Consider the following 24,867-nt stretch of genomic DNA (forward strand, 5'->3'; position numbering starts at 1 on the left):
CACAATGGCAAGCGTGCCACGCTTGCCATGCCGTATGCTGGGGTCTGCCCATACCGGAGACCCCACGATGAAACCATCCCTGCTACGCCTGACCCTGCTGGCTTGCGCCGCCCTTGGCGCCCAGGCCAACGCCCAGACCACCACCATCAAGCCTGGCCTGTGGCAAGTCGACAGCACGATGGCGTCGCCGGACGCCGCCACCGACAACGCCATGTCCATGGTGCTGCAGCAACTGGGCAATCTTCCCCCTGATCAACGCAAGCAACTGGAAAGCATGGCTGCCAGCCGCGGCATGGCCATGCCCACCGTGGGCGCCGACGGCGCCGTGCGCGTGAAGGCGTGCGTGACGCCGGAGATGGCGGCGCGCAAGCAGATTCCCACGGGCCAGCCCGGCGATTGCACATCGAAGAACAGAGACATCGCGGGCGGCATGCAGGTGTCATTTAGCTGCGCGAACCCGAAATCTAGCGGTGAAGGCAAGGTACTGTTTTCGGGCGACCAGGCATTCAGCATGCAACTGGCCGTGACGACCAGCGCGCGCGGCACGCCGGAACAGGTGAATGTGACGAGCAACGGCAAGTGGCTGGGGGCAACGTGCCCTGCCCCGTCAACGGCGACGGCTCAGAAGCCGTGACGGAAGCCCAGATTAAAAGCTGCGTCGCCGCGTCCCGCGTCGCTGGCATTGCCTACCGTGTAGCGGGCGCCGTTCTTGTTGTGGATCTTCGCGTAGGCCGCGTAGAAATCGCTGCGCTTTGACAAGGAATACGTGAGGCCGACGGCCGCCTGGGTGGCGTCGCGGTTGGCCAGGTCGCGGTCATCCTTGTGCACCCAGGAGGCCAGCAGCTTGAAGCCGCCCACGGGCACGGAAACGCCCAGCAAGGTATCGCGGCTGTCCGAGGACGACATCGACAGCGCCAGTGAGCCGTACGCATTGTTCGGGTCCCACGGCGAGCTGCCATAGCCCTTGTTCACGCCAACGGCGGCAAAGGCGGTGGCCACTTTCAGGTCGATATTCGCCGCGATCAGGGTGTTGCGCGACGACATGTCGATGGCGGGCAAAGTACCGCTGGCCAGGATGAAGTTGTTCTTGCGCTGGTGCGACACGCTGACATTCACGGCGCCGGCCGAATAGCCGAGGGTAGCGCCATAGGCGCGGTTGTTGGCGTTGCTGTACGGCGACTCGCCAAAGCTGTAGATGGCGCTGGCGGACACGCCGCGCAAGGCGGGCGTCGCGTATTTGACGGTATTGTCGTAGCGTTTCACGCTGTAGCCGGCAAGGTTGCTGGCGCTGCCGGCCATGCCGCCCTTGAACGGGTCGGCCACGTCGGTCAGGGTCAGGTATTGCAGATTGTACTGGCGCCCCAGGGTCAGCGCGCCCAGGCGGCTGTCGAGGCCCACGTAGGCCTGGCGGCCGAACAGCCGGCCTTCTTCGGACTGGCCCGTGTCGTTCTGCACGCCCGCTTCCAGCGTAAACACGGCGGACACCTCATTGCCCAGCGCCTCGCGGCCCTGCAGCCCCAGGCGCGAGCCGGACGCGACACCGCCGGACACCTTGGTGCCGGCGCAATTGGCGGCACAGCCCCGTTCGGCAACGATGCCCGCGTCGAGCACGCCGTACACGGCAACGTTACTGGATGCGGCACTGCCCGCGCCATCGGCAGCCTGGGCCGCTGCGCCCAGCGCAAATGGCCCCATCCCTATCACAGCAAGCGCAAAATACGAGGTCTTCATGACAAATATCTCGGTGACGTGAATTGAAACTTCCCGGTATTGATCAGGACATGCGCTGTGTGTCTGATCTTAGTGTTACCTTATCCCCGCTTTTTGTCCAGCCATCCGTGCGTTATACAACAGAAACGTCAGCTTACCCCTCGGGAAAGAGTCGCGCACTGACAACACGCAAGCGTGACCATGATTAGGCACTTGCGGCAAAATGGCGTTCAATGCAGGCCCTGTCGTAACGCAATGTTCGGTGGCGAACGTTGCGCGATTTGATGCAGGCGGTACACTACTGGTTTTACCGACAGCGGTTCGCCCGTTTTTTCTGCATGCTAGCTATCCTCGAACGCATTGACCCGAACTCCAGCAATATCGACTTGCTGGTGGAATTATTCAACTCACTGCGTCCCAAGCGCTCCCACGACAGCGCTACCGCGATTGCCAACGTGCGCACCCTGCGCCAGCTTCTCAAAGGTAACCCCGCGCAAGCGCGCGCCCTGCACGAATACGTGCTGCGCGTGCTGGCCGCGCGCCGCCACGCCAGCTTGTACACGGACATCGGCGTGCTGTCGAACAGCGGTTTTTTCACGGAATTGAAACGCCGCATCGCCTACCGCATGCTGCCGCCCGCCCTGGGCGACGAATACCTGAACGACGCGCTCGACCAGGTGCTGTACCTGAAAACCGATTATTTGTGGATCAGCAACGTGCCCGCCACGGACTGGCTGGAACTGTTCGACGTGCTCACCAGCGACGATATCGAACTGGCCGTCGGCGACGGCAATATCATGCTTCCTGGCATGCTCGACGCCATCCGCACCCTGTCCTACCGCGTCTGCGCGATGGGCCTGGAACCGGAACTGACGCGTTTCCACAGTGAAATCGAAGTGTTCCAGTCGCCGTTCATGGTGCAGAACACGGAAGTGAACGCCTATCTGGACGCCTACACGAATTTGCTGCAAGGCGACATCGAGCACATCGAAGATGCGCGCCACTTGCTGGTGATGCTGGACCAGTGCGACGCCGTCATCGCCAAGATCCGCAAGAAAGCGTTGTACCAGGGCACCAGCATTCCCCTCACGTATTTATTGGTGGCGCTGGCGCAAAGCATCGACCGCCTGCGCAAGCTGCTGTTCCTGGTCGACACGAGCGGCGAACTGCCCAGCTCGGCGAACGTGGATATCGCCGCCATCACGGTGGACGCCACGCAAGACTTGCTGCACCCGCAGCCCGTCAGCCGCCGCCGCGCGGGCGCCGTCGCACTGGCGCTGGAACTGATACGCGCGCATAACCACAAGTACAAGGTCAGCGACCTGTTTTCCGACAATATCAACTTGCTGGCACGCAATGTGACGGAAAACGCCAGCCGCACGGGCGAACACTACATCGCGGAAAGCCGGCGCGAGATGGGCGCCATGTTCCTCTCATCCGCAGGCGCGGGCGTGATCATCGGCTTCATGGCCCTGTTCAAGATCCTGATGTCGTACCTGCGCTCGGCGCCGCTGGTGGAAGCCTTCATGTTCAGCATGAATTACTCGATCGGCTTCATGTTCATCCACTTGCTGCACTTCACGGTGGCCACCAAGCAGCCGGCCATGACGGCCTCGCGCATCGCCGCCGGCCTGCACAGCAAGGATGGCCGGAATATCGACCTCGACAGCATGGCGGAACTGATCAACAAGGTCTTCCGCACGCAAAACATGGCCGTGCTGGGCAACCTGGCGACAGCCATCCCCACGGCCTGGCTGATCGCGCTGGGCTACAAGGCGATTACCGGGCACAACCTGGTGACGCCCGAGAAGGCCATGCATTTGCTGCACGATATCGACCCTATCGGCACCCCCGCCATCTTCTATGCCATGATCGCCGGCGTGTGCCTGTTCGTGGCTGGCCTGATTTCGGGCTACTATGACAATCAGGCCCTGTACACGCGCTGGGCGCAGCGCATCGCGCAATTGCGCGGCCTGAGCAAAGTGATCGGCCAGGAGCGGCTGCAGCGGCTGGGCCTGTATTTGGAAAACAACCTGGGCGGACTGATGGGTAACTTCTATTTCGGTATCCTGCTCGGTTCCATCGGCACCCTGGGTTTCCTTATCGGCTTGCCCATCGATATCCGCCACATCACCTTCTCGGCCGCCAACTTCGCGACGGCCCTGGTGGGCCTGGACCACAACATGAGCTGGCAACTGGCCGTCAAGTCGCTGTCGGGCATCTTCGCCATCGGCACGGCCAACCTGCTGGTCAGCTTTGGCTTGGCCCTCTGGGTGGCGCTGCGTTCGCGCCAGGTGCGCTTCAAGCACGGCATGCAATTGTTGAAGATTCTGGGCAAGCGCTTCCTGAGGTCGCCCATCGTCTTCTTCTTCGGCTCGAAAAACCCGCCACCACTGGCACTGGCCGATGAGTCGGCAAACCTGTCACCCACCACCAAGGCTCAAAAATGACCGCTAGTCGCATGCAACCCTGCCTCACCGCCATACTGCTGTGCTGGACCCTGGCTGCATGCGCCTCGCTGCCCAATGTCAAGAATCTCAATACCACATTGGCCCCGGTGGCCAAGCCCAATGTGATCACGGGCAAGGGCGCCTTACTGAACGTCAACAGCCGGGCCGCCCTGCTCAACAAGCGCTGGGCCAAGTCCGGCATGGATCTGAAAACCCAGGCCGCGCTGGAAGAGGCGGCCACGGGCGTGCCTTTAATCAAGGGCAACAAGGTAACCCTGCTGTTTGACGGCCCGCAAACCATGGCCGCCATGCTGCAGGCCATCAGTGAAGCGAAGAGCAGCATCAACCTGGAAACGTATATCTTCGACCAGGACCCGCTGGGCCTGAAGTTTGCCGACATGCTCATCGAAAAGCAGCAATCGGGCGTAACGGTCAACGTCATCTACGACAGCGTGGGCACCATCGGCGTGCCGCAAGCCTTCTTTGACCGCATGCGTGCGGCCGGCGTGCACCTGGTGGCCTTCAACCCCGTCAATCCTGCCAAGCTCAAGGGCGACGACTGGAAGATCAACAACCGCGACCACCGCAAGGTGCTGATCGTCGACGGTAAGACGGCGTTTACGGGCGGCGTCAATATCAGCGATACCTATGCGAAAAGCTCGCTGTTCCGTTCGAAATCGAAACCCACCGACAAGAAGGACGTGGGCTGGCGCGATACCCATGTGAAAGTGGAAGGCCCGGCCGTGGCCGCTTTTCAGTGGCTGTTCATCCGCACCTGGGCCCAGCAAGACCAGGCCGACTTGCCGGATGCCAATTATTTCCCGCCCCTGTCGGAAGTGGGCGACAAGCTGGTGCGCGTGGTGGCCAGCGAGCCGGACGGCGGCTTTGAAATCTACAAGGCTTACATCCTGGCCATCCAGGAAGCCAAGAAATCCATCCACATCACGTCCGCCTATTTCGTGCCCGACCAGCAGACGGTCGACGCCTTGATCGCGGCCGCCAAGCGGGGCGTGGACGTGACCGTAGTGTTGCCCGGCGTGTCCGACAGCGGCCTCGTGTTCCATGCGGGCCACGCCCTGTACGACCAGCTGCTGGCCGGCGGCGTCCGCATCTTCCATTTGAAACTGGCCGTGCTGCACGCCAAGACGGCCGTCATCGACGGCGCCTGGTCGACCGTAGGCTCGACCAACATCGACATGCGCAGCTTCCTGCATAACAGCGAGCTGAACGTGATCGTGCTGGGGGACAGCTTCGGCCGCGAAATGGAAAATGCCTTCCAGGAAGACTTGCGCGACTCGGAAGAAATCACCAGGGCAAAATGGGAAACGCGGCCCATCTCGGACCGCGTGAAGGAATGGGCGGCGCGCTTCATGAATTACTGGCTGTAAGCGCATCGCAATGACTGGATATCTGCACGGATATGCACTATATTGCACCAATAGTATGATGATCGTCGTACTACTCATCTCTGGAGTTGATTACCATGGGAACCGTGCGCAAGACCATTACCTTGACGAACCAGCAAGACGATTGGATCAAGGCGCAAATTGACGCGGGGCGCTATACCAACGATAGCGAATACATCCGCGACCTGATCCGGCGTGAACAGGAACGCAGCACCGAACTCGATGTGATCCGCGCGGCACTGGTGGAAGGCGAGGCAAGCGGCGAACCCCAGCCCTTCGACGCCAAGGCATTCAAGCAGAGGATGCTGGCAGCGCATGGCTGAATACCGGCTGACGCCCGCCGCCGAGCATGATCTTGAGGCGATCTGGGCTTATACGTCGCAGCGGTGGGGCGTTCAGCAGGCCAGTCATTATATTGACAGCATGACGGCGGCCTTTGATGACCTGGCGCGCGCGCCCGAGACCGCACCAGCATGCGAGCAGATCCGGCCAGGCTACCGGCGCCGTCAAGTCGGACGCCACATGATCTATTTTCGCATCACGAACTATGGCATTGCCATCGTCCGCATTTTGCATGACCGCATGGATGCGGCACGCCATCTTTAATGAAACACTATCAAGCGCGATGCCCGCGCCTCACAGCGGCCGCAAGCTGGCCCACACCCCGCCCTGGCGCTCGAACGCTTCCGTGCTGACCTTTTCGAAGTCGGCGCTGTCTTCATTCCAGCTGTAGCGCTCGACCCGGATGCAGCTGTTCTCCACGCGCAGCACATTGAAGGAGTTGGATTCGCCCCTGCCCCGCGTGGACGTGGCCGTGCCCGCCTGTACCATCAGGGCCGCGTAGCCGGCGATCTTGTAGCGCTCGGCCGTGTTGCCGGCCACGCTCGCATGCAGATGGCCGGCCAGCAATAAATCCACGCCGCATTCGGAAAACATTTGCAGCGCCTGCGGCGCGCGGTCGACCAGATCGTCTTCATCGAAGTGCTCGGGCAAGTCAAATGGATGATGCGTGACGATGATGCGCGTCAAGCCTGGCGGCAAACTGCCCAGGCGTTCACGCAGAAAATCGATCTGCTCGTGGCTGATGCGGCCATCCTTGAAGGTCAGGGAGCGGGCCGTATTGATGCCCAGCACGGCGATTTCCTCATCCACATATTCGGGCGACAAATCGTCCGTCACATGGCGCCGGTATTTCACCAGCGGCGTCAAAAAGCGGGAAAAAACGTTGTACAGCGGCACGTCATGGTTGCCCGGCACCACGATCTGCGGCCCCGGCAAGCTGTCGAGAAAGTGGCGCGCCTGCTGGAACTGGGCGCTGCGGGCGCGCTGCGTGAGGTCGCCCGAGACCACCACCACGTCCGGTTCCAGGCGCTCGACCAGCGCGCGCAAGGGTGCCAGCAGGTCCGCGTCGACCCTGCCAAAATGCAAGTCGGACAAATGCACGATGGTACGCATGGCCTTACTCCCCAGATGGTGCCGGTGCAGGCACCAGCACCGCCAGCGCGGCCGTGCGGATGCGGTACTGCAGCGGCGTATTCATGACGGTCACTTCGCCATCGGTGGCCACGCGCAGGCGGCGGTGTTTCGTGGCAATCTCCAGGTCGGTGGCCGTCAACACGTCGAAATCCTTAGCCTGCGACAACTTGCCGAACAGTGCGTGCAAGGCCAGCTTAAACAAGCCCAAACGGCCCGGACGCTGCGCCACGTACAGGCTCAACTGACCGCCATCGAGCCGCTCGCGCTCGCCGATATTCAAGCCTTCCATCAAGTATTCATTGTTGCCAATGAACACAAACGGCGTGCGCCGCGCATGCACGGCGTCATTGAGTTTCAATTGCACGCTAAGGAAGGGATAGCGACGCAACGCGGCCAGCAGCGCCCAGCTGAAGGCCAGCCACTTGCCCCGTCCCAGCCGGCGCTGCTGCTTTTCGCGGTCGCGCACGATGTCCGGATACAGGCCCAGGCTGGAATTGTTCAGGAAGATGCGGCCATTGACTTCCCCCACGTCGACCTGGTGCGGCACGCCCTGCGCCACATTGGCAATCGCCGCATCGAGGTCGAGCGGGATATTCAAATCCTTGGCGAAATGGTTCAGGGTGCCCAACGGCAAGACACCAAACGGCGTGCCGCTGTCGACAACGACGGACGCGACGGCATTGATGGTGCCGTCGCCGCCACCGGCCACGACGATGGGCGCGCCATCGCGCAGGGCTTGCTCGGCCGTGGCGATCATCTCGGCGCCGCTGGCGGCCAGCGTGATGGCGGCATCGAGTCCCACGGCGGCGAATTTCGCTTCAAGCTGCTGCGCCCAGTCAGGCGCGTAGCCGCAACCGGCGCCCCCATTGATGATGACTGCAATCTTGCTCAGGATCGTTTCCCCTTAGTTGGTTTGCCGAATATGCCGGCGGCGGCGCAGGGCCGACACGCCGGCGATGCAGATGGCCAGCCAGCCATAGCTTTCCGCCATGGCCGCCAGCACATCGCTCAGGTAATGCGCGCCCAGGTAAATGCGGCTGAAACCCACGAGTGACGCCATCAGGAAAGCGCCCAGCGCGATGGCGATGCGCTTGCCCCAGGCGCCCGGCGCCGTCTGGCAAATCAGGTAGGCGGCCAGCAAGCCGTACAGGGCCGTCGAGGTGGCCGTATGGCCACTGGGAAAGCTGTACGTGCTCAAGGCCGTCTGCAGGATGGGTGCATCAAAACTGGGCCGCGCGCGGACAAAAATGTACTTTAGCAGCAGGTTCAAAAACATGACGCCCGGCATGGTGATGAGCAGGGTAAACAGCCAGTAAGTGGCGCCCTTGCGGTGCAAATACCAGCCCAGCAGGATGGCCAGGGTGATGGCACCGATCACGCCATGCATATGCGTAACGACCAGCAGGCAACTGGTGATCCACGGCACGGCATGCTGGTTGAACCACTGCGCCACCTGCAAGTCGATCACGGTAATTTGCTGCATGCCCATGACGGCTTCGGCGATCTCGTGGAAAACCACGATGGCCACCAGCATCAGGGCCACGCCCACCGTCATGTGCAGGCCCAGCTCGCCCTCGGGCGACAGGCGCGCCTCGACGAAGCGGCGCAGTTTCGTGGTCCAGCCCGTGGTCATGCCCATGTCATTTTTCTCTTGCAAACTCATTTCTCCGTCATATTCCTGGCAATGATCAAAAAAACCACACCAGCAAAAAAATACTGTTTATTCATACAGTAGCTGTGTTTTCATACAGTAGTTATGCTATTCTGATGACTCGTTCAACACATCTCCCTCAAAGGAATTGTCATGGCAACATTGAATAGCGGTTTTGGCTCACGGTTCGGCCTGGAATACGCCCCAAGCTCTTTCCTCGTCCGCATGGGCAAGCGCGAAATCCTCGTTTGCCGCGACTTCCGCAAGCGCTACTACACCGTCAATCCCTTGATCGAGTGCGGTACGGGCATCGAGCCGGGCTATGTTGAAGTGCTGCTGATGCGCCGTTGGTTGCTTATTCTATCCAAGGCGCATTAAGAATGACTTTAAAACAAGGTGCTCGCACCCTGTTGTAAAGTCAGCTCGCCCGGCTCTGCCAGGAACGCGACAGTACCGGCCAGCGGCAACAGCGCTGGCCGACCCCTCACTACTGTGTGCGTTCCGGCGCGGCCGGGCTGGCAGGTGTCTCAGCAGCTGCGTCGGCAAGTGCGTTGGCAGGCGGTACGCTGCCAGACACATTCGCTTCATACCACAGCGTTACGAACAGCACCATCACGACGGGGCCGATGAACAGGCCCACGAGGCCCAGGGTTTCCACGCCGCCCAGAATACCGAACAGCACGGCCAGGAAAGGCAAACGGGTGGCGTTGCCGATCATGCCAGGGCGCACGAAGTGGTCAGCTACGAACAGCACCAGGGTGCCCCACACGGCCACGCCGATGGCGGCGCCCACATTGCCCTGGAAAACCAGCAAGGCGGCCGCGCACAGGTAAGCGAGCGGCGCACCAAAGGGGATGATGGCCAAAATGCCCGTGGCGAACGCCCACAGGGCTGGCGACGGCAAGCCGGCGATGGCGTAGGCAATACCGATCAGCACGCCTTCAGCCAGGCCCACCAGCACGAGTCCGTTGACAGTTGCGCGGATGGCCGTGGGGATCTTTTGCGCATAGCGGCCCCACCGTTCGGGGCGCAGGAAATGGCTGCCGACGGCCGTGATCTGGCGCGTCAACGCTTCGCCATCCTTGTAAAAGAAAAACAGGCATAAAAACGCCAGGCCGAAGTCGACCAGGCGGTGGAACACGTCCGCACCCAGCACCTTGAGCATGTCGCGCGCGGAATGAAAGCCGCCGACGGCGCTGCCCGCAAAGAAGTGGCCGAGGCCGTGGGGCTGGCTCAGGGTGGCCAGCCACCAGTCGCCGATGGCGCTGCCGGCCAGGGGAATGTGCGCCACCCAGTCCGGCACGGGCAAGCCATCGGTATTCGCATGGACGATGAAATTGGCCAGCACGGGCACTTCGCGCGCCGCCTGCGCCACGCCGAACAGCACGGGAATGATGAAGATGCAGGCAAACGCCAGGGTCAGCGCGGCTGCCGCGATGATGGTGCGCTGGCCCAGCGCCGCGCGCACGCGCAGATACAAGGGCCAGGTGGCCACGCACAGGATGCCGGCCCACACGAGCGGCAAAAAGAAACGCTGCATGACGAAGGCCGTCACGGCGATCAAGGCCAGGGAAAAGCCTGCGCTGACAATGTCGCGCTGGGTATCGCTCATACCACTCCATTCGTGCCCCGCACCGGGGACAGGGACGGAGCTTAGTTACGCGCCAGTTGCGCAGGCGTAGCGTAACACGGCGGCATTCCGATTTACACGAGGCCCAGCTCCACCGGTTTGACGCCGGCAAACACGTGATCGAGTTGCGCCGGCGTCAAACCGAACGTGCGGCGCAGCAAGCCGCCCAGCACGGCCCGGTATTCATTGAGCACGGGCATGTCGCGGTTCTGGAACAGGTTCGCCTGCGAAATCGCCACTTGCTCGCCCGCCACTTGTTTCCCCTTGATGCCGCCGCCCAGCACCCAGAACACGCTGCCGTGGCCGTGGTCCGTGCCGCGGTTGCCGTTTTCGCGGAAGGTGCGGCCAAATTCACTGACTACCACCACGACGGTATTGCGCCAGGCGCTGCCCATTTCCTGCGAAAACGCGGCCAGGCCCCGCCCCAGCTCGTCAAAACGCCCCGCCAGGTAGCCGTTGGCGCCGCCCTGCCCCACATGCGTATCCCAGCCGCCCACGTCGACGAAACCGAGGTTGTATTTATCCTTCATCAAGCGGGCGATGCGCTGCGCCTCCAGCTCAAAGCCCTTGGTACTGATGGCATTGCGGTTGGCTGCCTGCATCTCTCCAGTCAATTCCTTCGTCACATCATCGCGCACGGCAAAGCCCGCGCTGACGGGTTGCTGCAAGGGCGTACCCCGGTACATGGCCGCGATGACCTGGCTTTGACGCGCATCAATGCCCGACTTGCCCACGGAGCGCAGCGCCATGTTCGGCACTTGCACGCCGCCCTGGAAGATCAGCGGCAGCTGGTCCGTGAAGGAAATGGCGTGGTTGCTGCTATTGAGACTTTGCGCCAGCCGGTTCAAAAAGCCCGAGCGGAAATCGCGGCGTCCGCCGAGTTCCTGCCCCAGCTCGATGCTGTCCTGCGTTTCAAAATGGCTGCGCGTCAAATCCGTCGTACCGGCAAACGGAATAAAGGCCGCCTCGCCGCCGGCGAACATCGGGTAGATGGTCTCGCGCAAGGCCGGATGCAAGGCCCAGTCGGCGGTCAAGGCCAGAGCGCCGTTTTCTGCACCGGGTTTCGCGATGGCGATATTCGGCCGCGCCGCATAGTAAAAATCACTGCCGACAGGCACCAGCAAGTTGTTCGCGTCATAGCCGCCGCGCAAGAAGACGAACAGCAACTTCGCGTCCGTGGCCGGTGCGGCCAGCAGACTGCCCGCATGGGACAACAAGGGCGCGGCGGCCAGGGCTTTCAACAAGTCACGACGATTCATGGCGATTCCTTTAGCGGTGCATCATTTCTGGCGAAGACAAAAGAAAGGTGTTCCACTCCTGCGGCGAGGACGCCTGATCCAGGGCTTGGCGCGTCGCCGGACTTAAGGTTGGCTGCAGCGACTGGTAATACAGGGCGCTGGCCAGTTGCGGGAACGCCACCTTTTCCTGCGGCTGCGGGCCCTCCGTCTTGAACAGGCCGGCGCTGCCCGAGCCGATGGTGCGGGCGATATCGAAGCGCGTTGTCATCTGGCCGGGGCTGGCCCAGGAAGCGTCCGTCAGTGGATAGCCGTCCGGTGTCTGGCGTCCGTACAGGGGCTGGCCCATGCGCGAAAGCCAGTTCAGCATGGGGCCTGCATTCAGGATGGGCTTGTCGTCATAGCTGAGGCGCACGGCCGACACCACATAATGCATGGGATCCTTGAATTTCTTGCCCAGCGATTGCCGGAACTCGGGGCTGCTGAACATGGTCTGCAGCACGTCGGCGATCATTCCGTCGCTGTGCTGGAAGGTGGCCGCCATGCGCGCCACCAGCGCTTCGGGAGGGTTATCTCCCACGAAATACTGGGCCAGTTTGCCGCTGACGAAATGCGCGGTGGCGGGACTGCGGCTGAGGCGATCGAGCGCTTCATCAAGCTCGGCCAATCCCCGGCCCTTCACCGTTTGCCCGAGGAATTGTTTATCGCCGTAATCGTGGCGGTTCGGATTGAATTCGAACAAGCCCCGGCGCACGTACTGTGATTGCAGCGCCGGCTTGACCTTCGGCGTGTCCGGTCCCAGGTTCACGCCCACGCCCGTCAGGATGCGCGCCAGCTCCTGCACATCTGTCTGGCTGTAGCCGCCGTTGACGCCCAGGGTGTGCAGTTCCATCAGCTCGCGCGCATAGTTTTCATTGATGCGCTTGGCAGCGTTGGCTTCATTGTCCAGGTAGCGCAGCATGGCCGGATGGTGGACGGTGGCGCCCAGCAAGTCGCGAAATTTCCCCAGGGCATGTGGCGCGATGGCGTTCGCCTCGTAATCGCCCACCATGGCGCGCAAGTTGTGCTTGCCCTGGTGCACACTGAAATGGTTGAGCCAAAACCAGCTCAGTTGCTGCTGCAACTGGTTCGGCGAATACACGTCCAGCAACAGCGAGCGCGTGGCCGCCTCGCGCGCCAGGCGGTTGAGTTCTTGCTGGTAATCCTTTTGCGCCTGCTGCTTCGCCATGTCGTCCATGACGCCGGCCGACTCCTTGCGCTTTTGCTCCACGGACATGACGAGTTGATCGAGCGGCACCTGGCTGATCGTCATGGCGTCGATCTGCGCCTGGACGGCGGGCGGCAGATTGGCTTTGCCTGGATGCAACTGCGCCTGCAGGTAAGCGTTCCAGCCTTGCGCCTGCACCTGGCGCACGCTGCCCCCATTCACACCCCAGCTGACCCGTTCCAGCATGGCGATATCCTGCGCGGGACTGGTCTGCGCGCGATGATCGGCCTGGACGGCAGGTCCGGTTGCGCCGCAGCCGGCCAGCAAGAGCAGGGAAATCAAGGTCGTCGGCAATAATCGGTTCGGGGTCATGGCGGTCCTTCAAGCAGTTTCATGCAGAATGCTTGAGAGTACGCCCAGGTTGACCTGCGCATGATTGCCATTTGCAACGAGTTGTAATCAATCATGGTTGTTCGCCAGCCGGCCTCTCACGGGCGCGAGTACATTAGGAATAAACAATCTCGGATAAAATATTATCGAGAGCATGACGTATTGCAAACGCAGCTATGGATTTTCTCTCGCCCCATGCATTATCCATACAACAATCCACATTAAAAATAAAATGAAAATATTATTCACCGCGGCACTCGGAATGTTATCGCTCCTTCAAACGTCCGCATCCTTCGCGGATAATCTGAATGGGAAGACTCTGTATGTACAGAGATGTGCCGTGTGCCACGGAGCAGAGATCAAAGGCACAGGGCCATTGGCGAATAAAAGCAATCCTGCGACACCGGATCTGACAACCGCCACATTCAAAAAACGTCTGAAAGATTATCCCGGCGTGATTGTATCCTCGGTCATACTTCGTCCCAATGGCGATTTGATTCCAAAGACTTTGAAAGAGAATGGCGTCAAGATCGCGCCATACGCCTGGCGGGTGAAGGATTTTCGCGATTTGAATCAATACATGAGTGATGTGATTTTAAAAAATCGATGATATCGAGATCAGCGGCGGACACCTCGCGAAGGCGCAATCTGCGCTCAATCATGCTGTTTCAACAACTCCGCACACTTCTCGCGCAGGAAATCGCGCAGTTGCAGCACCAGCGGCGTCACCTGCGCGCGGTGCGTGCAGACCAGGTGCAAGGGCGTAGCCTCGCCCGCCACCTCGGGTAACAGTGCTTGCAGGCGGCCGGCGGCCAGGTCGCCAGCCACATCGAGCCGCGATTTGTAGGCAATGCCCAGCCCCGCCACGGCCCAGCGCCGCACCAGCTCGGCATCGTCGGCGCTACGGTTGCCGCTGACGGGAATCGTCACTTGTTCGCGCTGCGGCAAGCGGTAAAAGGTCCAGCGGTCATGCAAGCCGTCTTCTAGCGCGAAGCGCAGGCAATTACGCTGCGACAAGTCTTCCAGCGCCAGCAGGGGGCCGTATTCGCGCAGGTAAGCGGGCGACGCCACCAGCACCCGGTCGTTGGCGGGCGCAATCGGCATGGCGATCATGCTCGAATCATCTTGCTGGCCATAGCGGATGGCCACGTCGACTTGCTGGCGCACCATGTCGGCCACCCGGTCGCTGACGCTGAGCTGGTAGTGCAGCTTCGGATGACGCGACTGGAATTCGTCCAGCCAGCCCAGCATCAGGTTGCGGCCCAGGTCGGACGGCATGGCAATTTTCAAGGTTCCGCCGAAACTGTCCTTGCCGGCCAGCAGCGCATCGTGGCCTGCGCGCAGCAGGCGCAAGGCTTCGCGCGCGTGCTCGAGGTATTGCGTGCCTTCGGGCGTCAGACTCAGGGAACGCGTCGTGCGGGCCAGCAGGCGCAAGCCCAATTCCCCTTCCAGGCGCTTGACGGCGGCGCTGGCCAGCGCGGGCGAAATGCCGATCTCGCGCGCGGCCGCCGACAAACTGCCCCGGTCGGCCGTGCGCACAAATACCTGCAAGTCATCGAGTCGCAGCAATTTTCAGCATTCCTTTGAAAGTGTTTCGGTACGCGCCCCCTGTTTCCGGGCAGGCATTGCCACCATCATACGGTATCCACTCAACGAGGAAGCATATGAAAGCCATCGCCTACCACCACAGCCTGCCCATCACGGATGCCGACGCCCTGCTCGACATCGAACTGCCCACGCCCGTCGCCACGGGGCGCGACCTGCTCGTCGCCGTCAAGGCCATTTCCGTCAATCCCGTCGACACCAAGGTGCGCAAGAACCGCGCGCCGAAAGAAGGCCAGCCGGAAGTGCTGGGCTGGGATGCGGCAGGCGTCGTCACAGCCGTCGGCCCCGACGCGACCCTGTTCCAGGTGGGAGACAGGGTCTGGTACGCGGGCGCCATCAATCGCCCCGGCAGCAATAGCGAATTCCAGCTGGTCGACGAGCGCATCGTCGGCCACATGCCCGCCAGCCTCGATTTCGCTCCGGCCGCCGCCCTGCCCCTGACGGCGATCACGGCCTGGGAACTGCTGTTCGACCGCCTGCAGCTCAGCCGCGACAAGACTCAAACGGGCAAGTCCCTGCTGGTGATCGGCGCGGCCGGCGGCGTCGGTTCCGTGCTGGTGCAACTGGCGCGGCAATTGACGGGCGTCACCGTCATCGGCACGGCGTCGCGCGCGGAAACGGCAGCCTGGGTCAAGGAACTGGGCGCCCACCACGTGATCGACCACAGCCTGCCGCTGGCACAGGAGATCACGCGCCTGGGCTTGCCGCCCGTCGACTATGTGATCAGCCTGAACCAGACCGACAAGCATTTCGAGCAAATCGTGGAACTGATCGCGCCGCAGGGAAAATTTGCCCTGATCGACGACCCCGAGCACATCGACGTGCGCAAGTTCAAGGGCAAGAGCGTATCCCTGCACTGGGAACTGATGTTTACCCGTTCGCTGTTCCAGACGGCAGACATGGTCAAACAGCATGCATTGCTGGACGAACTGGCGCAGCTGGTGGACGCGGGCATCATCAAGACGACCCTGACCGAGCGCTTCGGCACGATCAACGCGCAAAACCTGATACGCGCGCATGCCCTACTGGAAAGCAACACAGCAAAAGGGAAAATCGTGCTGGAAAATTTCCAGTAATCAGGTAATCAGGATGGCCCGGAAATCATTGACGTTGGTCAAGGTCGGGCCAGTGATCACACTATCTCCCAGCGCCTGGAAGAAGCCGTGACCATCGTTGTTGTCCAGGCTGTCGCGGGGCTTGATGCCCAGCGCCCAGGCACGCTGCAGAGTGTCCGGTGCCAGATACGCGCCGGCGATGTCTTCCTGGCCGTCGACGCCGTCCGTGTCACCGGCCAGCGCGTGTATGCCCTCGTATCCGTCCAGCGCGATGCCCAGCGCCAGCAGGAATTCCACGTTGCGCCCGCCGCGACCGTTGCCACGCACGGTGACGGTCGTTTCGCCACCCGACAACAGCACGCACGGGGCGGGAAACGGCTGGCCCCGCACCGCCGTTTGCAGCGCGATGCCAGCCATCACCTTGCCCACGTCGCGCGCCTCGCCTTCCAGGCTGTCACCTAATATATACGGCGTGACGCCGGCCGCGCGCGCCACGCTGGCTGCCGCTTCGAGCGCCATCTGCGGCGTGCCGATCAGGGTCGTCTGCGTGCGCGCCAGGCGTGGATCATCGGGTTTCACGGATTCGCCGCGCCCGCTTTCCAAGGTTGCTCGTATGCTGTCCGGCAAGTTCATACCATAGCGCCGCACGATGGCCAGCGCGTCCTCGCACGTGGTGGCGTCGCCCACCGTGGGGCCGGAGGCGATGTCGCCCAGCTTGTCGCCAGGCACGTCGGAAATGGCCAGGGTCACGACTTGCGCCGGATGGCAGGCGGCCGCCAGCCTGCCGCCCTTGATGGCGGACAAATGACGGCGCACGCAATTCATTTCGCCGATGGTGGCGCCCGACGCCAGCAGCGCGCGGTTTAAGGCTTGCTTGTCTTCCAGACTGATGCCGTCCAGGGGCAAGGCGAGCAGGGAGGAGCCGCCGCCCGAAATCAGACACAGCACCGTATCGTCGGCCTGCAAATTGCCCACCAGTTGGAGCATGCGCTGCGCCGCCTGCATGCCAGCCTCATCCGGCACGGGGTGCGACGCTTCGACGATCTCGATGCGTTCGCACGGCACGGCATAGCCGTAGCGCGTCACCACGAGGCCCGACAGCGGCCCGGGCCAGTGCTGTTCCACGGCCTGCGCCATGGCCGCCGACGCCTTGCCAGCGCCGATGACGATCAAACGCCCCTTGGGTGCGGGTGGCAGATGGTGCGGTATGCAGTGCGATGGCTGGGCCGCTGCGATGGCGGCGTGGAACATGGCTTGCAGCAAGGCGCGCGGCGCTGGGGTCGTCGTCATTTTTTTCCTCCGGGGTCCGGTCCCGATCATAGCAGGGCCGGCAGCCTGGCAGCTAGAATGGCGTCTTGACCACATCACAGGAATGCAATGAACGACGCCATCGAATGGACCAGTCTTGCCCGCACTTTCGGGCTGTTTACCGTCACGGCCGTGGCCGAACTGCTGGGCTGCTACCTGCCCATGCTGTGGCTGAGCAACAAGGGCAGCGCCTGGCTGCTGTTGCCGGCCGCTATCAGCCTCTTGATCTTCGTGTGGCTGCTGACCCTGCATCCGGCCGCCAGCGGCAGGGTGTACGCCACGTATGGCGCCATCTACATCGCCACGGCTCTGGGATGGCTATGGCTGGTAGACGGCATCACGCCCGCCTGGACGGACATCGCCGGCGTGGGCCTGGCCCTGGCCGGCGCCGCCGTCATTGCCATGGGGCACAAGGCGGCTTGATTTGCATCAGGCGGCATGCGCGCGGAAGTTCGTTTCCGCCGACCACGCCGCGCTGGCACGGGCCAGCAACACCGCTTCGCCATCGGCCAGCCAGTCGTCCGCATCGGCGATCTTCCACATGGCTTGCAACAGCTTGCGGCGCAGGTCCGGATCATCGATTTCATCGAGCAGGCTGTCGATCACGCCATTGGCCAGTTGCACGGCGCCATGCACGGTCGACGTCAGCATGTCGTCGCACAAGTCTTGCAGCAGTTGCTGAAAGGCGGCCGGCGCCAAGTCGATATGCTCGAGGATCTTGCTGCGGTGCATGGCTTGCAACTCGGCGCTGGCCAGGTTGCCGTCGACCACCATCATCAGCGCCAGGATACGTCCCGCTGCCTGGGGACTGTTCATTTCATACGTACGCATAGTTTCTCTTCCATTGTTAGTTTAAAAAGCGCGCCACCGCCCTGCGGGGCGCGCCGTACTGCTGTTTATTTCTTGTCGCTGCGGGTGATGAACACGCTCGCCACGCAACTCGACACGATCAGGACCGCCACCACCAGCAACGACGCTTCCACCGGCACGTGGTACCACGGCATGATCAGCATCTTGGCGCCGATGAACACCAGCACCATCGCCAGGCCATACTTGAGCATGTGGAAGCGGTCAGCCACATCCACCAGCAGGAAGTACAGGGCCCGCAATCCCATGATGGCGAACAGGTTCGACGTGAAGACGATGAACGGGTCCGTCGTGATGGCGAAAATCGCCGGGATCGAATCGACCGCGAACACCAGGTCCGTCACCTCGATCAGGATCAGCACGAGGAACAGCGGCGTGACATAGCGCAAACCGCCCTTTGCCACGAAGAAACGCTCACCGTGGTCGCCATCGGCCACCCGCAAGTGACGGCGGGCAAAGCGCAGCACGGGGTTGTTCGCCACGTCCGGTTCCGCGTCTGCCGCCACCAGCATGCGCATGCCGGTAATTAACAGGAAGGCGCCGAACAGGTACAGCACCCAGCTGAACTCGCTCACCACCCATGCGCCGGCCATGATCATCACGGCACGCATGACGATCGCGCCCAGTACGCCATAAATCAACACGCGGCGCTGGTACTGGATCGGCACCTGGAAGGCGCTGAAGATCAGCAGGAAGACGAACACGTTATCGACCGACAATGCTTTCTCGATCAGGTAGCCGGAGAAAAATTCCAGCGCCTTCTGGTTGGCGATCTCGGGACCGGCCGTGCCGTTCAGATACCACCACAGGCCGCCGTTGAACAGCAGGGCCAGGCTGACCCACACGAGCGACCACGTCGCCGCTTCCTTGACACTGACCTTGTGCGCCTTGTTGCCGCCGAAGACGAACAGGTCCAGCGCCAGCATCACCAGGACAAAGGCGATGAAGCCGGCCCACATGGGTGCCGTCGCAATACTTTCCAGGCCGTTCATCGGTGGCCTCCGCAACTGTCTGTCTCTATCCTGATGCCCATGGCGCTCTCCTTCATGAATTGAGCAGCCATCATAGTCTGAATATAAACATCGAACAAATCGAATATAATTTACGAATACATCGAAAAATTCGATGTATTAATTTCCGGGAAGACCATGTCGACACTCAACTTCAAGCACTTGCGCTATTTCTGGATGGTGGCCAAGACGGGCAGCATCGCGCGCGCGGCCGAGCAGCTGCACCTGACGCCGCAATCGATTTCCGGGCAGCTCAGCGAATTTGCCGACACCCTGGGCGTGGAACTGTTCCGCCGCAGCGGACGCCAGCTGGAATTGACGGACACGGGCCGGCGCATCCTCAGCCATGCCGAAAGCATTTTCAGCACGGGCGATGAATTGCTGGAAATCGTGCGCGACCAGTCGCGCACCACGACGACGACTTTCCGCGTCGGCTGTGCCGATTCCGTGTCAAAACTGATCGCTTGCCGCCTGGTCGCGCCCGCGCTGGGCCTGGCCGAACCGCTGCGCATCATTTGCCGCGAGGGACGGCTGGCCAGCCTGCTGGCGGACCTGGCAGTGCACCGGCTGGACCTGATCATGGCGGACCGCCCCATGCCGGCCCATTTGAGCGTGCGCGGTTTTAACCATTTACTGGGCGAAAGCGGCATGACCCTGTTCGGCACGCCAGCCCTGGCCGCCACCCTGACCGGGGGCTTCCCGCAATGCCTGGATGGCGCGCCGCTGCTGCTGCCCGGTGAAGACTTCGCCATTTACGGGCGCTTGCTGCAGTGGCTCGGCGACAATCATCTGCACCCGCGCATCGTCGGCGAGTTTGACGACAGCGCCATGATGAAGGCCTTCGGCCAGTCCGGCGCGGGCCTGTTCTTCGCGCCCACCGTCATCGCGCCCCAGGTCTGCGAACAGTACGCCGTGGTGGCGCTGGGCCGGGTCGACAGCCTGGTCGAGCAGGTCTACGCAATCACCACGGAACGCCGCCTGAGCCACCCGGCCACCATCGCCATCAGCCAGAGCGCACGGCACGAGCTGTTCGTGTAAGCCAGATTCAATCGCTGACGACGATTTTCCCCGGCTGCCCGCCCCGCTCCAGCAGCGCATGGGCGCGCCGCAGGGAGGCCGCATCCATCGGCGACAAACGCTGGCGCAGCGTATGGCGCAGCACGCCCTCGTCCAGCAGGCCCGCCACGCGCTGCAAAATGCGCTGCTGTTCGATCATGTCGTCGGTAGCGTACAAAGGCCGCGTAAATACCATTTCCCAGTGCAAGGAAACACTTTTCCCCTTCAGCGGCGCCGCGTCAAAAGCCTCGTGGTCGTCGATGACAGCCAGCTTGCCGTGCGGCGCGATGAGTTCCACCAATTCTGCAAAGTGCTGCGCCGTGTGCGACAGTGCCGCGATGTGGCGCACCGGCGCCACTTTCAATGCCGCCACCTGCGCTGGCAAAGGCTGGCGATGGTCGATCACGTGATGGGCGCCCATGGCGCGGCACCACTCCATGCTGTCGCCGCGCGAAGCCGTGGCGATCACCGTCAAGCCCGTCAACTGGCGCGCCAGCTGGATCAGCAGCGACCCGACGCCGCCCGCGCCGCCCAGCACCAGCAGGCTGCCCCGTGGTTGCCTGTCGCCGGGCGTGATGGCAAAGCGCTCGAACAGCAACTGCCACGCCGTCAGCGCCGCCAGCGGCACGCTGGCCGCCTGCGCAAAATCCAGGGTCGCCGGCATGCGCGCGGCGATGCGCTCGTCGACCAGGTGATATTCGGCATTGGCGCCCGCGCGGTTGAAGGACCCCGCGTAATACACAGCCTGTCCCGGCGCCACCGAGGTCACGTCGCTGCCGACGGCGTGCACGATGCCGGCCGCATCCCAGCCCAAGGTCACGACACGCTCCGGCACTTCTACCCGCCCCGCGCGCACCTTGGTGTCGAGCGGGTTGACGCCCACGGCGCGCACTTGTACCAGCACGTCGCGCGGGCCGGGCACGGGCATCTCTCCCGCCGTGTCGAACAGGCTCCCTTGCTCGTCCATGCCGCTGCCCTTGTTGAAACCGATCATCTTCATTGCCTACCCCTACAGATAAAAGCCCATGGTAAGCAGCCACACGACAAAGAAAAATATGCTTCAATACGTTTCACTACTGACCAAACTGTCATGAATCATGCAAAACCAGGAAACAGATAATCTCTCCGGCGTGGCCCTGTTCGTGCAATTGGCCCAGGCGGGCAGCTTTGTCGCCGCCGCGCGCCAGGCCGGCATTTCGCCGTCGGCCGTCAGCAAGAGCCTGGCCCGGCTGGAGCAGCGCCTGGGCGCGCGCCTGTTCCAGCGCAGCACGCGCCAGCTGAGCCTGACAGCCGAGGGCACGCTCTTCCTCGCGCGCAGCGAGACCATCCTGGCGGAAATGCAAGCGGCGCAGGAGGAACTGGCGGGCACGCTGGCGCCGCACGGACGCCTGCGCCTGGGCTTGCCGGAATTGGGCGGCCTGTTCCTGCCCGCGCTGGCCGAATTTTCCCGGCAGCACCCCGCCATCGCGCTGGACCTGGACTTTTCCGACGCGCTGGCCGATGTCGTCGGCGACGGCTTCGACGCCGTCATCCGCATCGGCGCGCCCCGCGATTCGCGCCTGGCCGCGCGCAAGCTGGGCCAGTTCCGCTCCTGCCTCGTGGCCTCTCCCGCCTATCTGGCCCGCCAAGGCACGCCGCAGCACCCCGTTGAACTGCAACAGCATGCTTGCCTGCACTACCGCTTCCGCCACAGCGGCAAGGTCGAACTATGGCAATTGCGCCAGCAAGCCGATGCGCCGATGCCGGACTTGCCGCTTTCGATGATTTGCAACAACGTGGAAGCGCGCCTGCACTTCGCGCGGCAAGGCCTGGGTATCGCCTGGCTGCCCGACTTTCATGTGCGCGGCGCGCTGGCCGAGGGCAGCCTGGTCGAGGTGCTGAGGGAATACGCGATCGCCGATCATCCGGCCCACAGTTGCTGGCTGCTGTGGCCGTCCGGGCCGCACCTGGCGCCGAAAGTGCGGGCCCTCGTCGATTTCCTCGCTGAGGCAAAGCTGTTGTCGTCAATTGCCCACAAATAAGGCAGACAAAAAACATTTGGACAAATATGTCTTTATAATGGCAAGCCTCCCCGACGCCCTGCGCGCCCCTTCCTGGACTTGCCGCAATGAAGCACTTGCACGATATTCCCTCTGCCTTCAAGCATGAATTTGCCAACCCGCGCCTGTGGTGGTCGCGCGCCGTCGTCGTCGGCATGGCCGCCATCGCGGGCCTCGTCGTCGTGGGCTTTACGTGGCTGGCGGAGGAAGCGCTGGACCTGTTTCTCTTTTTTAACGGCAAGGCCTGGTGGTTTGCTCTGCTGTGGACGCCCGTTTGCGCCGCCCTGCTGGTCTGGCTGACGCGCCGCTACGCCATGGGCGCGGCCGGCTCCGGCATCCCGCAAGTGATGGCCACCCTGGACCCGGCCGTGGCGCCGGAACAGCGCTCGCTGTTCGTGTCCCTGAAACTCAGTGCCGCGAAAATCGTCCTGACGGCGGGCGGCTTGCTGGGCGGACTCTCGCTGGGGCGCGAAGGCCCGTCCGTGCAGATCGCGGCCGGCGTGATGCTGGCCGCGCGCCGCTGGCTGCCGCGCCACTCGCAGGTGAGCGCCCATTCCCTGCTGGTGGCCGGCGGCGCGGCCGGCATCGCAGCCGCCTTCAACACGCCGCTGGCGGGCGTCATGTTTGCCATCGAAGAACTGTCGCGCTCGCCCGAGCAGCGCAACAGCGGCCTCATCGTGGCCGGCATCGTGCTGGCCGGCATGATGGCCGTGTCGATCCACGGCAACGCCACCCACTTCGGCATCATCCACCCCGGTCCCATCGGCCTGGCGCTGGCCTTGCCAGGCTTGCTGGTGACCTTGATCGCGGGCGTGGCCGGCGGCTTGTTTGCGCGGCTGCTGCTGGCCTCCGCCCGCGGCAATCCGTTGGGGAAATTGTCCGCGTGGAGAAAGGGCCGGCCCGTGCTGTTCGCCGCCGTCTGCGGTTTGCTGGTGGCGGCCATCGGCATCGCCAGCCATGGCGCCACGTTCGGCAGCGGCACCGTGGCCACGCGCGCCATGCTGGAAGGCTCTTCCGACGTGGCACCCGCCTTTGTTGCCTTCAAATATGTGGCGACGTGGCTGACCGTCTGGTCGGGCGTGCCTGCCGGCATCTTTGCACCGTCCCTGGCCATCGGCGCCGGCATCGGCCACGATATCGCCGTGCTGCTGCACTATCCGCACGCGCCCGCCCTGATCGCGCTGGGTATGGTGGGTTTCCTGGCCGCCGCCACGCAGGCGCCGCTGACGGCTTTTATTATTGTCATGGAAATGGTCGACGGCCACGGCATGGTACTCAGCCTGATGGCGTGCGCCGTGGTAGCCAGCACGGTCTCGCGCGTGCTCAGTGAACCGCTGTACGGGGCGCTGGCGCAGCTGCAGCTGCAACGGTTGCCGAAGGTGGGCCGGGAAACTACATCGTAAACGGAAACGGTTGCATGCCCGCCTGCCTGTCATCGGGGGCGACGACGGCCAGCAAGGCGTTCAAGCCCTGGTTCAGGTGCGCCAGGCTGTCGGCATCGAGCTGGCTCAGCGCACTAGGCAGCAAACCGCGCGCCGGCTGCGGCGCGCCGGCGATCACGGCCTGCCCTTCCGCCGTCAGGGTCAGGGTCACCACACGCTGGTCGGGCTGGTCGCGTGCCTTGCGCACATAGGTTTTTTTTACCAGCGCTTCGACCAGGTTGCTGGCCGTCGTCTGGTGGATGGACATCTTGCCGGCCAGCTCGCCCATGCGCAGGCCTGGGCGCTCCAGCAATTCCTGCATCACCCATAATTGCGCGCCCGACACGCCACATTGCTTCTCGATCTGCGCCGAGTGGCGCTGCGCCGCGCGCATGACGACGCGCATGTTTTGCAAAGCCATGCCTTGCGCCCTGGCCAACGCCGAAACTTCCGCTTCCACCACCATTGCCTCCAGTTATCCTGCCGGCTTCGCGCCTGCTGGCGGGCCGGAATCCCTGCATGATACCTGCAAAGGCGAGTGACTCCTAGCGCATGGAAACTGGTTCTCCAGCTTGCCAAGCCTGCTCCAGCAGCAGCTTGCCGGCCGGGTCCCAGTGGCGCTCGATGCCCTGCTTCTTGCCGTGTTCATAGGGCACGAGCTGCTGCAAGCTGCCGTCGCCGTACCAGAGTTGCTGCAAGCCATGGCGCTGGCCGTCAAGCATGGGAGTGACCTTGGCGCGCGCGCCGCTGTCATACCATTCCGTCACATCGCCCTGTTCGCGCCCTTGCGCATCCTGCCGCCAGGCGATCGACGGCTTGCCGTTGCTGTTCCATTTCTGCATGCGGAGCAACTTGCCCTTGCGGTACAGCGCCTTTTGCGCCAGCTGGCCATTGTCGTGGCTTTCAAACGACCAGCCATCGGGCTCGCCAGCCACCCAGACCGTGCGGGCGCGCAAGCTGCCATCCTGCGCATAGGTAACAAACTCGCCATCCAGCTTGTCATGGATAAAACGACTGCGCTGGAACAACTGGCCATCCGCATAAAATATTTCCTGCACGCCGTGCATCTTGCCGCCCATTAGGTGCGAGCGGCTGCTCACTTTACCGTTCGGGCCGTAGGACACATATGCGCCATCGGCCATCTGCTTGCCGTGGTAGCGGATGCGGTTCATCAACTGGCCATTCTCATGGTAAGTCTCGGCGATGCGGTCGCGTCCGTTTGGCAGCAGGGTCACCTTTTGCTTGAGCTGGCCATTTTCATAGAACGACGTACCAGCTGGAGCCTGCGCCTGCGCCGCCAGCGGCAGGGCAAGCACCGCCACCAGTAACGCCACGCGCATTCTCTGTCCAT

General features: G+C 62.7%; 26 protein-coding genes. 12 read left to right on the plus strand and 14 right to left on the minus strand.

Annotated elements, in window-relative coordinates:
- Positions 1-67: 67 nt before the first annotated feature.
- Complete coding sequence (locus ACQ4WY_RS18525; RefSeq protein WP_436505249.1) at positions 68-634, plus strand: DUF3617 domain-containing protein; 567 nt, start codon at positions 68-70, stop codon at positions 632-634.
- Here ACQ4WY_RS18525 and ACQ4WY_RS18530 read toward each other — a convergent pair.
- Positions 622-1,731: a porin gene (locus tag ACQ4WY_RS18530; RefSeq protein WP_436505250.1), complete on the minus strand. Its 1,110-nt coding sequence runs from the start codon at positions 1,729-1,731 to the stop codon at positions 622-624. The genes ACQ4WY_RS18525 and ACQ4WY_RS18530 overlap by 13 nt on opposite strands.
- A 317-nt stretch (positions 1,732-2,048) precedes the next feature.
- Here ACQ4WY_RS18530 and ACQ4WY_RS18535 point away from each other — a divergent pair, with 317 nt between their 5' ends.
- The 4 genes from ACQ4WY_RS18535 to ACQ4WY_RS18550 all read left to right on the plus strand — a co-directional run bounded on the left by ACQ4WY_RS18535 (position 2,049) and on the right by ACQ4WY_RS18550 (position 6,172).
- Positions 2,049-4,160, plus strand: a complete 2,112-nt coding sequence (locus tag ACQ4WY_RS18535; RefSeq protein ID WP_436505251.1) for a site-specific recombinase — start codon at positions 2,049-2,051, stop codon at positions 4,158-4,160.
- Positions 4,157-5,548: a cardiolipin synthase gene (cls, locus tag ACQ4WY_RS18540; protein ID WP_436505252.1), complete on the plus strand. Its 1,392-nt coding sequence runs from the start codon at positions 4,157-4,159 to the stop codon at positions 5,546-5,548. Before ACQ4WY_RS18535 ends, cls begins: the two co-directional genes overlap by 4 nt.
- A 95-nt stretch (positions 5,549-5,643) precedes the next feature.
- The gene (locus tag ACQ4WY_RS18545; RefSeq protein ID WP_436505253.1) at positions 5,644-5,889 is read left to right on the plus strand and encodes a type II toxin-antitoxin system ParD family antitoxin; all 246 of its coding nucleotides are present in this window, start codon (positions 5,644-5,646) and stop codon (positions 5,887-5,889) included.
- The gene (locus ACQ4WY_RS18550; protein ID WP_436505254.1) at positions 5,882-6,172 is read left to right on the plus strand and encodes a type II toxin-antitoxin system RelE/ParE family toxin; all 291 of its coding nucleotides are present in this window, start codon (positions 5,882-5,884) and stop codon (positions 6,170-6,172) included. The genes ACQ4WY_RS18545 and ACQ4WY_RS18550 overlap by 8 nt, the downstream gene beginning before the upstream one ends.
- A gap of 30 nt (positions 6,173-6,202) precedes the next feature.
- Here ACQ4WY_RS18550 and ACQ4WY_RS18555 read toward each other — a convergent pair whose 3' ends face one another.
- From ACQ4WY_RS18555 to ACQ4WY_RS18565, 3 genes are read right to left on the minus strand one after another with little or no spacing between them, the layout of a single operon-like run.
- Entirely contained in the window at positions 6,203-7,021 is an 819-nt protein-coding gene (locus ACQ4WY_RS18555; protein WP_436505255.1) for a metallophosphoesterase family protein, read from the minus strand.
- Positions 7,022-7,025: 4 nt separating this feature from the next.
- Positions 7,026-7,934 (minus strand): diacylglycerol/lipid kinase family protein, encoded by a 909-nt coding sequence (locus tag ACQ4WY_RS18560; RefSeq protein WP_436505452.1) that lies wholly within the window; start codon positions 7,932-7,934, stop codon positions 7,026-7,028.
- 12 nt (positions 7,935-7,946) lie between these two features.
- A complete protein-coding gene (locus tag ACQ4WY_RS18565) occupies positions 7,947-8,705 on the minus strand; it encodes a phosphatase PAP2 family protein (RefSeq protein ID WP_436505257.1) in 759 nt (252 codons plus the stop codon).
- Between the two features lie 141 nt (positions 8,706-8,846).
- Between ACQ4WY_RS18565 and ACQ4WY_RS18570 the strand changes: the two genes are divergently transcribed.
- A complete protein-coding gene (locus tag ACQ4WY_RS18570; protein WP_010396348.1) occupies positions 8,847-9,071 on the plus strand; it encodes a hypothetical protein in 225 nt (74 codons plus the stop codon).
- Positions 9,072-9,180: 109 nt separating this feature from the next.
- On the opposite strand, the gene ACQ4WY_RS18575 is transcribed toward ACQ4WY_RS18570, so the two are convergent.
- The 3 genes from ACQ4WY_RS18575 to ACQ4WY_RS18585 form a co-directional block, all read right to left on the minus strand.
- Positions 9,181-10,305 carry an AI-2E family transporter gene (locus ACQ4WY_RS18575; RefSeq protein WP_436505258.1) on the minus strand — a complete coding sequence of 375 codons (1,125 nt, stop codon included), beginning with the start codon at positions 10,303-10,305 and terminating at the stop codon, positions 9,181-9,183.
- 92 nt (positions 10,306-10,397) lie between these two features.
- Positions 10,398-11,582 (minus strand): DUF1501 domain-containing protein, encoded by a 1,185-nt coding sequence (locus tag ACQ4WY_RS18580; protein ID WP_436505259.1) that lies wholly within the window; start codon positions 11,580-11,582, stop codon positions 10,398-10,400.
- A gap of 10 nt (positions 11,583-11,592) precedes the next feature.
- Positions 11,593-13,137: a DUF1800 domain-containing protein gene (locus ACQ4WY_RS18585; RefSeq protein ID WP_436505260.1), complete on the minus strand. Its 1,545-nt coding sequence runs from the start codon at positions 13,135-13,137 to the stop codon at positions 11,593-11,595.
- Between the two features lie 250 nt (positions 13,138-13,387).
- Between ACQ4WY_RS18585 and ACQ4WY_RS18590 the strand changes: the two genes are divergently transcribed.
- Positions 13,388-13,765, plus strand: coding sequence for a c-type cytochrome (locus ACQ4WY_RS18590; protein WP_436505261.1), 378 nt, complete (start codon positions 13,388-13,390; stop codon positions 13,763-13,765).
- A gap of 44 nt (positions 13,766-13,809) precedes the next feature.
- Here the strand turns inward: ACQ4WY_RS18590 and ACQ4WY_RS18595 are convergent, their stop codons facing one another.
- The gene (locus tag ACQ4WY_RS18595; protein WP_436505262.1) at positions 13,810-14,724 is read right to left on the minus strand and encodes a LysR family transcriptional regulator; all 915 of its coding nucleotides are present in this window, start codon (positions 14,722-14,724) and stop codon (positions 13,810-13,812) included.
- 95 nt (positions 14,725-14,819) lie between these two features.
- Between ACQ4WY_RS18595 and ACQ4WY_RS18600 the strand changes: the two genes are divergently transcribed.
- A complete protein-coding gene (locus ACQ4WY_RS18600; protein WP_436505263.1) occupies positions 14,820-15,836 on the plus strand; it encodes a zinc-binding alcohol dehydrogenase family protein in 1,017 nt (338 codons plus the stop codon).
- Here ACQ4WY_RS18600 and ACQ4WY_RS18605 read toward each other — a convergent pair whose 3' ends face one another.
- Entirely contained in the window at positions 15,837-17,105 is a 1,269-nt protein-coding gene (locus tag ACQ4WY_RS18605) for a glycerate kinase type-2 family protein (protein ID WP_436505264.1), read from the minus strand.
- A gap of 87 nt (positions 17,106-17,192) precedes the next feature.
- Here ACQ4WY_RS18605 and ACQ4WY_RS18610 point away from each other — a divergent pair, with 87 nt between their 5' ends.
- Complete coding sequence (locus tag ACQ4WY_RS18610; RefSeq protein WP_101480338.1) at positions 17,193-17,546, plus strand: YnfA family protein; 354 nt, start codon at positions 17,193-17,195, stop codon at positions 17,544-17,546.
- A 6-nt stretch (positions 17,547-17,552) separates the two neighbouring features.
- Here the strand turns inward: ACQ4WY_RS18610 and ACQ4WY_RS18615 are convergent, their stop codons facing one another.
- Positions 17,553-17,954, minus strand: coding sequence for a tellurite resistance TerB family protein (locus tag ACQ4WY_RS18615; RefSeq protein ID WP_353658185.1), 402 nt, complete (start codon positions 17,952-17,954; stop codon positions 17,553-17,555).
- Between the two features lie 65 nt (positions 17,955-18,019).
- Positions 18,020-18,982, minus strand: a complete 963-nt coding sequence (locus ACQ4WY_RS18620) for a TerC family protein (RefSeq protein ID WP_035826186.1) — start codon at positions 18,980-18,982, stop codon at positions 18,020-18,022.
- A gap of 156 nt (positions 18,983-19,138) precedes the next feature.
- Between ACQ4WY_RS18620 and nhaR the strand changes: the two genes are divergently transcribed.
- Positions 19,139-20,038: a transcriptional activator NhaR gene (gene nhaR / locus ACQ4WY_RS18625; protein WP_436505265.1), complete on the plus strand. Its 900-nt coding sequence runs from the start codon at positions 19,139-19,141 to the stop codon at positions 20,036-20,038.
- Positions 20,039-20,045: 7 nt separating this feature from the next.
- Here nhaR and ACQ4WY_RS18630 read toward each other — a convergent pair whose 3' ends face one another.
- Complete coding sequence (locus tag ACQ4WY_RS18630; protein WP_436505266.1) at positions 20,046-21,056, minus strand: zinc-binding alcohol dehydrogenase family protein; 1,011 nt, start codon at positions 21,054-21,056, stop codon at positions 20,046-20,048.
- A 97-nt stretch (positions 21,057-21,153) separates the two neighbouring features.
- Here ACQ4WY_RS18630 and ACQ4WY_RS18635 point away from each other — a divergent pair, with 97 nt between their 5' ends.
- Positions 21,154-22,077: a LysR family transcriptional regulator gene (locus tag ACQ4WY_RS18635; RefSeq protein ID WP_436505267.1), complete on the plus strand. Its 924-nt coding sequence runs from the start codon at positions 21,154-21,156 to the stop codon at positions 22,075-22,077.
- Positions 22,078-22,163: 86 nt separating this feature from the next.
- Entirely contained in the window at positions 22,164-23,498 is a 1,335-nt protein-coding gene (locus tag ACQ4WY_RS18640; protein WP_436505268.1) for a chloride channel protein, read from the plus strand.
- Here ACQ4WY_RS18640 and ACQ4WY_RS18645 read toward each other — a convergent pair.
- Together ACQ4WY_RS18645 and ACQ4WY_RS18650 are read right to left on the minus strand one after the other, a co-directional pair.
- Positions 23,488-23,937 carry a MarR family winged helix-turn-helix transcriptional regulator gene (locus tag ACQ4WY_RS18645; RefSeq protein WP_436505270.1) on the minus strand — a complete coding sequence of 150 codons (450 nt, stop codon included), beginning with the start codon at positions 23,935-23,937 and terminating at the stop codon, positions 23,488-23,490. The two genes, ACQ4WY_RS18640 and ACQ4WY_RS18645, sit on opposite strands and share 11 nt — an antisense overlap.
- A 124-nt stretch (positions 23,938-24,061) precedes the next feature.
- Positions 24,062-24,856 carry a toxin-antitoxin system YwqK family antitoxin gene (locus ACQ4WY_RS18650; protein ID WP_436505271.1) on the minus strand — a complete coding sequence of 265 codons (795 nt, stop codon included), beginning with the start codon at positions 24,854-24,856 and terminating at the stop codon, positions 24,062-24,064.
- Positions 24,857-24,867: the final 11 nt, after the last annotated feature.

Origin of the sequence: Janthinobacterium salmonicoloratum (genome assembly GCF_051380845.1) — a bacterium.
Taxonomy (GTDB): Bacteria; Pseudomonadota; Gammaproteobacteria; order Burkholderiales; family Burkholderiaceae_D; genus Janthinobacterium; species Janthinobacterium lividum_F.

Bases quoted from the DNA above. Each gene is read 5' to 3' on its own strand.
- ACQ4WY_RS18525 (WP_436505249.1), top strand. From the start codon at position 68: ATGAAACCATCCCTGCTACGCCTGACCCTGCTGGCTTGCGCCGCCCTT.
- ACQ4WY_RS18530 (WP_436505250.1), bottom strand. From the start codon at position 1,731: ATGAAGACCTCGTATTTTGCGCTTGCTGTGATAGGGATGGGGCCATTT.
- ACQ4WY_RS18535 (WP_436505251.1), top strand. From the start codon at position 2,049: ATGCTAGCTATCCTCGAACGCATTGACCCGAACTCCAGCAATATCGAC.
- cls (WP_436505252.1), top strand. From the start codon at position 4,157: ATGACCGCTAGTCGCATGCAACCCTGCCTCACCGCCATACTGCTGTGC.
- ACQ4WY_RS18545 (WP_436505253.1), top strand. From the start codon at position 5,644: ATGGGAACCGTGCGCAAGACCATTACCTTGACGAACCAGCAAGACGAT.
- ACQ4WY_RS18550 (WP_436505254.1), top strand. From the start codon at position 5,882: ATGGCTGAATACCGGCTGACGCCCGCCGCCGAGCATGATCTTGAGGCG.
- ACQ4WY_RS18555 (WP_436505255.1), bottom strand. From the start codon at position 7,021: ATGCGTACCATCGTGCATTTGTCCGACTTGCATTTTGGCAGGGTCGAC.
- ACQ4WY_RS18565 (WP_436505257.1), bottom strand. From the start codon at position 8,705: ATGAGTTTGCAAGAGAAAAATGACATGGGCATGACCACGGGCTGGACC.
- ACQ4WY_RS18570 (WP_010396348.1), top strand. From the start codon at position 8,847: ATGGCAACATTGAATAGCGGTTTTGGCTCACGGTTCGGCCTGGAATAC.
- ACQ4WY_RS18575 (WP_436505258.1), bottom strand. From the start codon at position 10,305: ATGAGCGATACCCAGCGCGACATTGTCAGCGCAGGCTTTTCCCTGGCC.
- ACQ4WY_RS18580 (WP_436505259.1), bottom strand. From the start codon at position 11,582: ATGAATCGTCGTGACTTGTTGAAAGCCCTGGCCGCCGCGCCCTTGTTG.
- ACQ4WY_RS18585 (WP_436505260.1), bottom strand. From the start codon at position 13,137: ATGACCCCGAACCGATTATTGCCGACGACCTTGATTTCCCTGCTCTTG.
- ACQ4WY_RS18590 (WP_436505261.1), top strand. From the start codon at position 13,388: ATGAAAATATTATTCACCGCGGCACTCGGAATGTTATCGCTCCTTCAA.
- ACQ4WY_RS18600 (WP_436505263.1), top strand. From the start codon at position 14,820: ATGAAAGCCATCGCCTACCACCACAGCCTGCCCATCACGGATGCCGAC.
- ACQ4WY_RS18605 (WP_436505264.1), bottom strand. From the start codon at position 17,105: ATGACGACGACCCCAGCGCCGCGCGCCTTGCTGCAAGCCATGTTCCAC.
- ACQ4WY_RS18610 (WP_101480338.1), top strand. From the start codon at position 17,193: ATGAACGACGCCATCGAATGGACCAGTCTTGCCCGCACTTTCGGGCTG.
- ACQ4WY_RS18615 (WP_353658185.1), bottom strand. From the start codon at position 17,954: ATGCGTACGTATGAAATGAACAGTCCCCAGGCAGCGGGACGTATCCTG.
- ACQ4WY_RS18620 (WP_035826186.1), bottom strand. From the start codon at position 18,982: ATGAACGGCCTGGAAAGTATTGCGACGGCACCCATGTGGGCCGGCTTC.
- nhaR (WP_436505265.1), top strand. From the start codon at position 19,139: ATGTCGACACTCAACTTCAAGCACTTGCGCTATTTCTGGATGGTGGCC.
- ACQ4WY_RS18630 (WP_436505266.1), bottom strand. From the start codon at position 21,056: ATGAAGATGATCGGTTTCAACAAGGGCAGCGGCATGGACGAGCAAGGG.
- ACQ4WY_RS18635 (WP_436505267.1), top strand. From the start codon at position 21,154: ATGCAAAACCAGGAAACAGATAATCTCTCCGGCGTGGCCCTGTTCGTG.
- ACQ4WY_RS18640 (WP_436505268.1), top strand. From the start codon at position 22,164: ATGAAGCACTTGCACGATATTCCCTCTGCCTTCAAGCATGAATTTGCC.
- ACQ4WY_RS18645 (WP_436505270.1), bottom strand. From the start codon at position 23,937: ATGGCTTTGCAAAACATGCGCGTCGTCATGCGCGCGGCGCAGCGCCAC.
- ACQ4WY_RS18650 (WP_436505271.1), bottom strand. From the start codon at position 24,856: ATGCGCGTGGCGTTACTGGTGGCGGTGCTTGCCCTGCCGCTGGCGGCG.